Source organism: Marinicella sediminis (genome assembly GCF_002000055.1).
GTDB lineage: Bacteria > Pseudomonadota > Gammaproteobacteria > Xanthomonadales > Marinicellaceae > Marinicella > Marinicella sediminis.
The window spans coordinates 1-10144 of the sequence record NZ_MVBD01000021.1 but is presented as its reverse complement, the minus strand read 5'-3'; the positions used below and the strand labels follow the sequence as shown (position 1 = coordinate 10144).

The window sequence follows — 10144 nt, the reverse complement described above, 5'->3', positions numbered from 1 at the left end:
CCGCCGCATTTGCCTTCACCGCATTTGCCTTCGGCTTTTTTGTCATCGCCGCCGCATTTGCCTTCACCGCATTTGCCTTCGGTCTTCTTGTCATCGCCGCCGCATTTGCCTTCACCACATTTGCCTTCTCCAGACCCATCGGCTTTGGCAATGCGTCCATCAGCATTTTGGTAACCGTCTGTCAGGTCGTTTTGACCAAATGGGTTGTCAGATTCGCTCATCAAAGCGCCTGCACCCACGACTGTCACAGCTGCTGCGATGGCTGCATTAACAGGTTTTAACTTAAAGTTTTTCATAATTATCTCCTCCGAGGGAATGATTAAAATTTACATTTTTCAAAACGCTGGTTGATTTGAATGAGCCTTTGGCTCACCATCAACGACTTGTTTCGGTGTTTATTATAAGCACACAGAGATGACCTCAGCCAAGATAATTTATTACAAAAAAAACGCCCAATAAAAAATTATTGAGCGTTTTGAGAGACTGATTAATGAAAAATTAACTCGTCATCTGGTCTTGGACAAGTCTTTGATCATGGCTGCCAGGAAACGGGCGGCTTCACCGCCAGTGACGGCTCGGTGATCAAATGTCAAAGACAATGGGATGATGCGGTGGGCTTCCATGCCGCCCAGTACGGGTACCACTTCATGCCGCAATTTGCCGGCGGCAATGATCGACACACAAGGTGGGGTGATCACCGGCGTGGCATAACGTCCTGCATAAACCCCAAAGTTTGACAACATGATGGTGTAATCCTTCATGGCTTCTGGTGGAATGCTGCGTCCCTGAACCTGTTGCTTGATGGTGTTCATCGCTTCACGTACACCCTGAGCGTCCAGTGATTCGCAGTTGCGCATGGTCGGTACAAACAAGCCGTCTTCGGTGTCAACGGCAATGCCAACATCCACATGACTGATCAGCCTGCGGGAAAGTTTTTCACCGTCAAACCAGGCATTCAGTGTGGGTTCGGCTTCTACTGCCACCACCAGTGAGCGAATCAGGCGTGCAGTGATGTCCTCACCTGGTTGCCAGTTATTGATGTCTGCATCGTCCATGATGGTGGTCGGTACAATACTGGCATGTGAGTTTTGCATGACCCGTGCCATGGTTCTTCTTGAGCCTTTGACCTGTTGCCACTGATCGTCCACCACCACTTTACTGGGTGCAGGGGCAGCCTGTTTTTCAGGTAAAGCTGGCCTTGTCTCAGGGGCAGGCTTGCTGTTCTGAACAGGAGCTGCTGGTTGAGTAGCCGGTTTTTTGGGGTTGGCGGCAGCGGCCTTGACATCAGATGGTCTGATCACGCCACCGGCACCAGTGGCCTCAACTGTGCTCAGATCAACTTTGAGTTTCTTGGCCAGTGCACGCACCGCTGGTGCTGCTTTCTTGCCACCAAAATCGGTCATGCTGTCAACCACCTGGTCTGATGATTCCATTTGACCTACCACCGTACCGATGTTTTCGCTTTTCTTCGCATCAGCGGCGGGTTCTTCATCGTTCAGGTCCATCAGGACCTGCTCAGCTTCTTCACGAAGCTTGGCAGGGGTGTCACCCTGGTTGTCAGTTGCGGCATCGTTGGTACTGGCTGGAGTTTCGCCATCAACACTGAATTCAATCAGTGGTGCGCCGGTATCAATCACATCGCCAGGTTCGCCATACAGTTTAGCCACCACACCTGCGGTTGGTACGGGTACATCAACCACTGCTTTGGCGGTTTCCATGGAGACCATAGGCTGGTCCACTTCGACGGTATCGCCGACTTTGACATGCCATTCAACAATTTCTGCATCCGGTAAACCTTCACCCAGATCAGGTAATTTAAAAATACTCATGATACCTCCATCACTTGATTGACTTTCTGTAAGATTCTGTCCACTGACGGCATGTATTTCATTTCCATCTTGAACAATGGCATGATCGTATCATAACCGGTTACCCGCTTCACAGGCGCCAGCAAGTCGTATATGCCCTGGTCGGCCAGGTTGGCCGCAATTTCTGAAGACACTGAACAATGTTTAGCAGCTTCCTGAATGATAACGCAGCGCCCTGTTTTGGCCACAGACTCATGAATGGTTTCCATGTCAAGCGGGCTGATGCTGGCCACATCGATGACTTCTGCTGAAATTCCTTGTTCTGCCAATTTGTCAGCTGCTGCCAAGGTTTCTTTCATCATGGCTCCCCAGGTGACCAGGGTCACATCTGTGCCTTCACGAATCACAAAACACATGTCCAGTGGGTACTCTTCGCCATCGTCTTCGACTTCTTCTTTGTTCAGGTGGTAAATGCGCTTGGGTTCAAAAAACAACACTGGATCCGGACTGCGGATGGCAGCTAACAGCAAACCATAAGCCCTTGAAGGTGATGATGGAATGACCACTTTGATGCCAGGGGTGTGGGCAAACATCGACTCAATGCTTTCTGAATGATGCTCCGGGGCGTGAATGCCGCCACCATATGGAGCGCGAATCACCAGTGGACAGGTTAAGCGGCCACGTGTTCGGTTGCGCATACGTGCAGCATGACAAACGATGTGCTCAAACATGGGGAAGATAAAGCCCATGAATTGTGCTTCTGCCACTGGTTTCATGCCCTGCGTTGCCATGCCAACGGTCATCCCGGCGATCATGGCTTCTGCCAGTGGCGTATCGATCACCCGATCTTCGCCAAATTTTTGAGCCAGGCCATTGGTGGCACGAAACACACCGCCATTGATGCCTACGTCTTCACCCAGTACAACCACATCCTTGTCATGTTCCAATTCGTGAGCCAACGCCATGGTTACGGCTTCTACCATTGTCACTTTAGCCATTAGACTTCTCCTCCATTGCTTCTGCGTAGGCTTTTTGTTCAGCCAGGTCATGTGGTAATTCATCGTACATGTAATCAAACATGTCGCCCACTTTGGGTTTTGAGACATTCAGGTATTCTTCAACTGCAGCGTCCACTTCCACTTTACATGTGTTGAGCAGTTGGTTCTCCAGTTGTTCATTCCACTGACCCTGACTGGTCAGGTATTTGCGCATGCGTTTGATGGGCTCAAACTGACGGGCATTTTCAACTTCATCATCGGGACGGTATCTGGATGCATCATCGGCAGTGGTATGATCACTGAGGCGATAAGTGATGGCCTCAATGACCGAGGCTCCTTTGCCTTCATAAGCCCGTTTTAAAGCGGCTTTGACAGCGGTGTATACAGCAATGTAATCATTACCATCAACCTGAATGGATGGCAGGCCGCCGGCCAGGCCTTTTTGAGCCAGGGTGCGGCCGGTGCTTTGTTTTTTGCGGGGCACAGAGATTGCCCACTGGTTATTGACAATCATCAGTACCATGGGCAGTTTAAAGGCGCTGGCCGCATTGATGGCTTCCAGAAAATCACCTTTTGAGCTACCGCCGTCACCAACCACTGATACTGCCGCGCGTTTCTCACCACGCAGTTTATAAGCCAGGGCTGCACCAGCAGCATGGGTACATTGGGTGGCGATGGGCACGCACCAGGGGAAATCATGTTTGGGTCCTGAAAAATCACTGCCGCGTTCATCGCCGCCCCAGTACAACAGAACTTCTGATAATTTAACTCCCCGATAGAACTGGGCACCATATTCGCGGTACATGGGGGCAAAGCAATCTTCTTCTGCCATCGCAGAACCGATGCCAATGTGCACCGCTTCGTGGCCCAGGCAAGAGGCATAAGTGCCCAATTTACCGGTTCTTTGCAACGCCACAGCTTTGGCGTCAAAGGTGCGGGTCAGTACCATCAGCTCATAAATGGACTTCAACTGTTCAAAGTCTGTCGCGATGCTGGGTTTCTTATCGCCGACCAGTTCACCATTGGGTGTCAGGTATTGCAGATAGTCAATATTAAAAGATGCAACTGTGGTCAATTTCACTCTCCGAAAATGTTGGCAAAGGGTGTCAGTCGCGACCCATCATTCCCATCAATGAAAATGAATTTCGAATCAGTTTGGGTGATTGGTCTCAACTTGACAGAAGCCTGTGGTGTCACTGAAAATGAATAAACAATCATTCAGTTCACACATCGTCGCTTCTGTCTTTATAATGCAGGCCAGTAAACTTCAGTTATGTGGCACTTTAAGCGGCACGTATTATATCGGAATGGAGCCGTTTAATAAATGCCTGCAGCCAGTTATCTGGGAAAAATTCTCCGTCCCGGAGTCAAGACAGTTAGAATAATCAACCTAGAATCATAAAAATTACAATCATGAGTAGCGAAAAAAACTTCAGACCATTGGAAGCTGGTATCAGACTGGACCTTTCAGAACGAAAAAATTACGGTGGCTATTTGTGTCTGGACACGCTGTTTGCTGCACAAAAGCCCATCAGTGATCCAGAGCACCATGATGAAATGTTGTTCATCATTCAGCATCAGACTTCTGAATTATGGATGAAGCTGATTGTTCATGAACTGAATGAAGCCATTCGGTGTGTCCAGATCAAGCGGTTGGGCAGGGCGTCAAAAATCCTGGCCAGGGTTAAACAAATACAAAAACAATTGTTTGAGCAATGGTCCGTGCTTGAGACCCTGACACCGAGTGAATACATGCAGTTTCGTCATGTGTTGGGTAATGCTTCCGGGTTTCAGTCAGTCCATTACCGCCAGGTGGAATTTTTGCTGGGGAATAAGAATCACAAAATGATCAAGGTATTTCCCGAAGGATCAGCCTCCAGGAATACTTTGGAAGAGGTGCTCAGTTCACCCAGCATATATGATGTGTTTATTCGTCACTTATCGGACCAGGGATATGCGATTCCTGAAGCATTGGTCAACCGCGACATCCGGCAGCCCCATGAATTCAGTGAGCCATTGATGGACGTGCTGGTAGAAGTGTATCAACAGCCAGATCAGCATTGGCCTATTTATGCATTCTGTGAGCAATTGGTTGATGTTGAACAGTCATTCCAGCTCTGGCGATTCAGGCACATGAAAACAGTTGAACGCATCATTGGCTTCAAGCAGGGAACAGGCGGTTCATCGGGTGTCAGCTTTCTGAAGAAGGCGCTTGAGCTGACCTTCTTTCCTGAGTTGCTAAAACTCAGAACTGTGCTCTAGAGCCCGCCATTGTAGGCGGCTTGCCAGCAAGTGGTTGATTGGTCTAACTGTTGAAACTTATCCCGCCGTATCCAAGGAACATCCCTGTCTGTTGAAGGGGCATCAGTTATCCACAAAAGCTGTGGATAACTTTGTTAATAACTTTCATTTTATCCAGCCTTGTTCACACCCCTGTTACATCCTGGTCAGATTGGTTAATTTTTAACCGACAATCATTGTTCTTTAATATCAACAACTTAAGATGGTTATTGAATGTAGTGGTTAAGTGTTTTTTGCTAAATCGCTGTTTTGTTGATAATCCATGACGGCTTGTGCATAAAAAAACGTTTGTCAATCGTTTTTGAATGTTTTTTTAGTGATTTGAGTCAAATTGAAACTGTGCAAAGCCCACATTGGCATACGTGCCTTCGGGAACATTGGTTTCATACTCACTGATCAGGGAAATCATCTCCAGCTGAAAGGCTTGCATTCTTTTTTCGATCATTTGGTTGACCTCAGGGTGTTTGCTGTGGGGGATTTTGCTTGAGTATATGGAAGCCTGGTTTAGGTGCTCTGCCTGTTCAGCGGCAAACATTTTTTTGTAAAACGTTTGAAACAGTCTTTTGGTGGTGATGTCAACTTCATCAGCCAGGGCGGCTTGCTGGATCAGGTGTTCGTTCAATGATTCGGTGATCAGGTATTGGTTGTCTTGCTTTTGAATGATGTTGTTGGCCAATAATTCGGTGATCACCGCTCTGGCTCTGATGTGATTGCCATAGATGCCATCAATCAGGTTGGTGATGGCTGAATGGGTCAGCGTGTCGTGCTGGCTTTTGGATTTCTGCAGCGCCATGATGACCATGTCCATTTTGTTCAAGGCTTCTTGTCTGGGCTCGTCTTCATTGCTTAATTCTGCGATGACCCGGCGATCGATGCCGGTTTTAACGGCAATGGCCTGATGAGTGATCTTGATGCCATCTTCACGAAGCAGCTCTTCAGCGGCCTTGATATAGGCCTGTTGTATTTTGGTCTTGAATTCCTGGCATTGCAGACCGAATTTAATGACCAGTTTACTCACCGGTATCAATGCTTTCTGTAGCTGAACCAAATGTCTGTTGGAAGTCTTCATATTATTTTTGCGCGCATATTTGTACGCAATATTATCACGTCATGCAGTTCATGTACAATTTACCTAACCTGAGCGTTGAAGCATCAGTTTTATCTCATTTCGCAACATGTGAAACGATCAGGGGGAGGTCAAATTTATCTCCAAATCGTGGGATTTAATCATTCCTACACCAGCAGGGCAGTACAGAGTTTTGTGGGTTGACGTTTTCTCTCTGTGCTGTGCCTGCAACCTCGCGACCTGTTGCAGCCTCTTTTATCCTCAATAAATAAGTTCAGAGATGACCTGTGTTCGGTTAAAATCTCAGTTTTGATATTCTGTTGGTGGCCATGACCGCACTCAGCGTTAACTTAAACAAAATTGCCTTGCTCAGGAATTCACGTGGCAGGGATTACCCCAACGTGTTGCAGTATGCTCAAAAGTTACTGGCCATGGGGGTTGATGGGATCACGGTTCATCCCCGTCAGGATGAGCGTCATGCCACCAGGAAAGACACCAGGGAGCTGGCGAATCTGATCAAACATCATCCTTCAGCAGAGTTTAATGTCGAAGGATTCCCGTCAGAATCATTCATGGCATTGATAGCGGAAACAAAGCCTGATCAATGCACGCTGGTTCCTGATGGTCCGGATCAGCTGACATCGGATCATGGTTGGGATCTGCATCAACACGCCACCGAGGTAACCACACTGGCTCAGCAGTTAAACCACATGAATGTCCGTTGTTCAGTTTTTCTGGATCCGGACCTTGAGCAAGTCAGGCTGGCTGCTCAATGCGGTGTTGACCGGATAGAGTTGTACACCGAGTCCTATGCCCAGGCTTACGGACAGGATAATCAGCATGAAGTGCTGGCCAGATACCGGGAAGCCACCAAGTTGGCCACTTCGTTGGGGTTGGGTGTGAACGCCGGTCATGACCTGGATTTGCATAATCTCAAAGACTTTCTGACCATACCAGATATTCTTGAAGTTTCCATTGGTCATGCGCTGACCATTGAGTCGCTTGAGATGGGAGTCGGTCAGGTGATCAGCAGATACCTTGAAATATGTGCATCAGCAGCTTGATTTCATTGCAGACATGCTATAATTTGCGGCTTTTTTTGAATAACCCCTGCAGGTGTTTTGCAACACCTGATTGAAACACGGAAACGAATGATGATTACAGTAACCCTGGCTGATGGCAGCCAACGTTCATATGAACAAGCTTTGTCGGTTGGAGATGTGGCCGCGGACATCGGTCCGGGACTGGCCAATGCGGCGCTGGCAGCACGTGTCAATGAAGACATGGTTGATTTATCTTATGTGATAGACAAAGACGTTGATCTGACCATCATTACGGGAAAAAGTGAAGACGGTTTGGAAGTGATCCGCCATTCATGTGCACACTTGATGGCTCAGGCAGTGCAACGCCTGTTTCCCGATGTCGAAGTGACCATCGGCCCGGTGATTGATAACGGTTTCTATTATGATTTTGCAAGTCCGGAGCCTTTCCACGAAGATGACCTGGCCAAAATCACTGCAGAAATGAAAAAAATCGTCAAAGAAAAACTACCTGTGGAGCGATTTGAGTTGTCTCGGGATGAGGCCATTGAGTTTTTTGAAGAGAAAGGCGAAAAATACAAAGCGGAAATCATTCGCGATATCCCTCAGGATGAGGTGCTGTCCTTATACCGTCAGGGAGAGTTCACTGACTTGTGTCGGGGGCCCCATGTTCCCAATACCGGTAGAATTAAGGTGTTTAAGCTGATGAGCATCGCTGGTGCATACTGGCGCGGTGACAGCAACAATGAAATGTTGCAGCGTGTTTATGGCACGGCATGGACTGACAAGAAAGACCTCAAGGATTACCTGCATTTTCTGGAGGAAGCTGAAAAACGCGATCATCGGAAACTGGGTAAAAAGATGGACTTATTCCATTTTCAGGAAGAAGCACCTGGTATGGTGTTCTGGCATGATCGTGGTTGGTCGATTTATCAGTCGATTCAACAATACATGCGCGTTAAATTGAACGCCAGAGATTATAAGGAAATCAATACACCTTCCGTGGTTGAGTACACTTTATGGGAAAAATCAGGACACGCCGATAAGTTTGGCGATGACATGTTCAGCGTGGAATCTGAAAATCGTCAGTTTGCTGTTAAACCTATGAACTGCCCATGTCATGTTCAGGTGTATAACCAGGGTTTGAAGTCATATCGTGATTTACCCATCAGGTTGGCAGAATTTGGTTCGTGTCATCGCAATGAGCCTTCGGGAGCGTTGCATGGTTTGATGCGGGTCCGTGGATTTGTTCAGGATGATGCGCATATTTTTTGTGAAGAGAGTCAGATCAGTGCCGAAGTGTCTGAGTTCATTGATTTTTTGCATGAAGTGTATGCTGATTTTGGCTTTACAGACATTATATACCGCATTTCAACCCGACCTGAAAAGCGGGTGGGGAGTGATGAGGTCTGGGATAAATCTGAAAAAGCCCTGGCTGATGCATTGGATGACAAAGGCATTGAATGGGAAGAACTGCCAGGTGAAGGGGCTTTTTACGGTCCGAAAATTGAATTTTCACTGAAAGATTGCCTGAATCGAGTTTGGCAATGTGGCACAATACAAGTGGATTTTTCCATGCCCAATCGTTTGGAAGCCACTTACATAGATGAACATGGCGACCGGGTTACTCCGGTGATGTTGCATCGTGCCATCCTTGGATCATTCGAGCGATTCATTGGTATTTTGCTGGAACACCATGCCGGAAACATGCCTTTGTGGCTGGCGCCAACCCAGGCTGCTGTACTCAATATCACCGGTCAACAGGCTGAATATGCTGAAAAAGTGGGACAAACTTTGAAAAATCATGGGTTTAGGTCCATTTATGACTTGAGAAACGAAAAGATCGGCTATAAAATTCGCCAGCACACATTGAACAAGACCAATTATTTGGTTATTGTGGGTAACAAAGAAATGGAAGAAGGTACCATTACCGTTCGATCACACGATGGTGAAGATCTGGGTTCCATGACAGTTGATGCGTTGATTGAACTGATGAATCAACAAATCAAAGATAAAAAATAACATTTGGAGGATTGACTAATCGCTAGAAATGACAAGGTACGCAGGAACAACCAAATCAGGGTTCCTGAAGTAAGACTGATTGACCAACATGGAGAACAGGTTGGTATCATATCAACGGCCGAAGCCCGTGACCGGGCAGCAGGTGCGGGGCTGGATTTGGTTGAGATTTCACCCAAAGCAGTACCACCGGTATGTAAAATCATGGATTATGGCAAGTTCAAATTTGAAATGGCCAAAAAACAACAGTTAGCGAAGAAAAAACAGAAGAAAGTTCAGTTGAAGGAGGTCAAATTCAGGCCCAATACTGAAGAAGCTGATTTTCAGGTCAAACTCAGAAATTTAAGAAAATTCATCGGCCAGGGTAATAAGGTTAAGGTCACCATCATGTTCCGAGGACGTGAGCTGGCTCACCGGGACATCGGTTCTGACATCCTGGACCGTTTGGAAGAAGAATTGAAGGAAGAAGTGGTCGTGGAACAGCGACCAGCGAAAATGGAAGGTCGTTTCATGATTATGTTGTTGGCTCCTAAGCCAGCTAAGTGATCACTGAATACAGTGAAGTCCCCGGACTTCACCGGGGCTTAATGCCCATTTGTCATGAAGCTTTTGTTTTGCAAAAGAGTCTGACATGTCGTCTGAGGAAAGGCGGTTTTGTGCCCAGCACAAAGAAGCCTTGTCGAAGACACTGAAGTTTATTAACTTCAAACCCGCGCAAGCGATGAGAACGGTTGGTGAGTGTGAACGAACCAGAGTTTTTCTCCTTGATGCAGTCGCAGAAAAGGCGGTTTTGTGCCCAGCACAAAGAAGCCTAATCGAAGACACTGAAGTTTATTAACTTCAAACCCGCGCAAGCGATGAGAACGGTTGGTGAGTGTCAACGAACCAGAGTTTTTCTCCTTGATGCAGTCG

The 10144-nt window shown here is 47.3% G+C and carries 10 protein-coding genes; 4 read left to right on the top strand and 6 right to left on the bottom strand.

Annotated elements, in window-relative coordinates; genetic code table 11:
• The 4 genes from B0475_RS17155 to pdhA all read right to left on the bottom strand — a co-directional run.
• On the bottom strand, positions 1–296 hold a 296-nt coding region (locus B0475_RS17155; RefSeq protein ID WP_077413112.1), incomplete at its 3' end, for an HvfA family oxazolone/thioamide-modified RiPP metallophore.
• A 210-nt stretch (positions 297–506) separates the two neighbouring features.
• Positions 507–1829, bottom strand: a complete 1323-nt coding sequence (locus tag B0475_RS17150) for a dihydrolipoamide acetyltransferase family protein (protein WP_077413111.1) — start codon at positions 1827–1829, stop codon at positions 507–509.
• Entirely contained in the window at positions 1826–2857 is a 1032-nt protein-coding gene (locus tag B0475_RS17145) for an alpha-ketoacid dehydrogenase subunit beta (RefSeq protein WP_449288556.1), read from the bottom strand. The genes B0475_RS17150 and B0475_RS17145 overlap by 4 nt, the downstream gene beginning before the upstream one ends.
• A complete protein-coding gene (gene pdhA, locus B0475_RS17140) occupies positions 2799–3881 on the bottom strand; it encodes a pyruvate dehydrogenase (acetyl-transferring) E1 component subunit alpha (protein WP_077413114.1) in 1083 nt (360 codons plus the stop codon). Before pdhA ends, B0475_RS17145 begins: the two co-directional genes overlap by 59 nt.
• Positions 3882–4219: 338 nt before the next feature.
• Between pdhA and B0475_RS17135 the strand changes: the two genes are divergently transcribed.
• Positions 4220–5068, top strand: a complete 849-nt coding sequence (locus tag B0475_RS17135) for a tryptophan 2,3-dioxygenase (protein ID WP_077413109.1) — start codon at positions 4220–4222, stop codon at positions 5066–5068.
• A gap of 352 nt (positions 5069–5420) precedes the next feature.
• Here the strand turns inward: B0475_RS17135 and B0475_RS17130 are convergent, their stop codons facing one another.
• Positions 5421–6176 carry a hypothetical protein gene (locus tag B0475_RS17130; RefSeq protein ID WP_077413108.1) on the bottom strand — a complete coding sequence of 252 codons (756 nt, stop codon included), beginning with the start codon at positions 6174–6176 and terminating at the stop codon, positions 5421–5423.
• 326 nt (positions 6177–6502) lie between these two features.
• On the opposite strand from B0475_RS17130, the gene B0475_RS17125 reads away from it, so the two are divergent.
• From B0475_RS17125 to infC, 3 genes are all read left to right on the top strand, one after another.
• The gene (locus B0475_RS17125) at positions 6503–7237 is read left to right on the top strand and encodes a pyridoxine 5'-phosphate synthase (RefSeq protein WP_077413107.1); all 735 of its coding nucleotides are present in this window, start codon (positions 6503–6505) and stop codon (positions 7235–7237) included.
• A 90-nt stretch (positions 7238–7327) separates the two neighbouring features.
• The gene (gene thrS, locus B0475_RS17120) at positions 7328–9235 is read left to right on the top strand and encodes a threonine--tRNA ligase (protein WP_077413113.1); all 1908 of its coding nucleotides are present in this window, start codon (positions 7328–7330) and stop codon (positions 9233–9235) included.
• A gap of 18 nt (positions 9236–9253) precedes the next feature.
• The gene (gene infC / locus B0475_RS17115; RefSeq protein ID WP_077413106.1) at positions 9254–9778 is read left to right on the top strand and encodes a translation initiation factor IF-3; all 525 of its coding nucleotides are present in this window, start codon (positions 9254–9256) and stop codon (positions 9776–9778) included.
• A 158-nt stretch (positions 9779–9936) separates the two neighbouring features.
• On the opposite strand, the gene B0475_RS17925 is transcribed toward infC, so the two are convergent.
• On the bottom strand, positions 9937–10144 hold a 208-nt coding region (locus B0475_RS17925; protein WP_232781913.1), incomplete at its 5' end, for a hypothetical protein.

Bases quoted from the DNA above. Each gene is read 5' to 3' on its own strand.
- B0475_RS17145 (WP_449288556.1), bottom strand. From the start codon at position 2,857: ATGACCTGGCTGAACAAAAAGCCTACGCAGAAGCAATGGAGGAGAAGT.
- thrS (WP_077413113.1), top strand. From the start codon at position 7,328: ATGATTACAGTAACCCTGGCTGATGGCAGCCAACGTTCATATGAACAA.
- B0475_RS17150 (WP_077413111.1), bottom strand. From the start codon at position 1,829: ATGAGTATTTTTAAATTACCTGATCTGGGTGAAGGTTTACCGGATGCA.
- B0475_RS17125 (WP_077413107.1), top strand. From the start codon at position 6,503: ATGACCGCACTCAGCGTTAACTTAAACAAAATTGCCTTGCTCAGGAAT.
- B0475_RS17130 (WP_077413108.1), bottom strand. From the start codon at position 6,176: ATGAAGACTTCCAACAGACATTTGGTTCAGCTACAGAAAGCATTGATA.
- B0475_RS17135 (WP_077413109.1), top strand. From the start codon at position 4,220: ATGAGTAGCGAAAAAAACTTCAGACCATTGGAAGCTGGTATCAGACTG.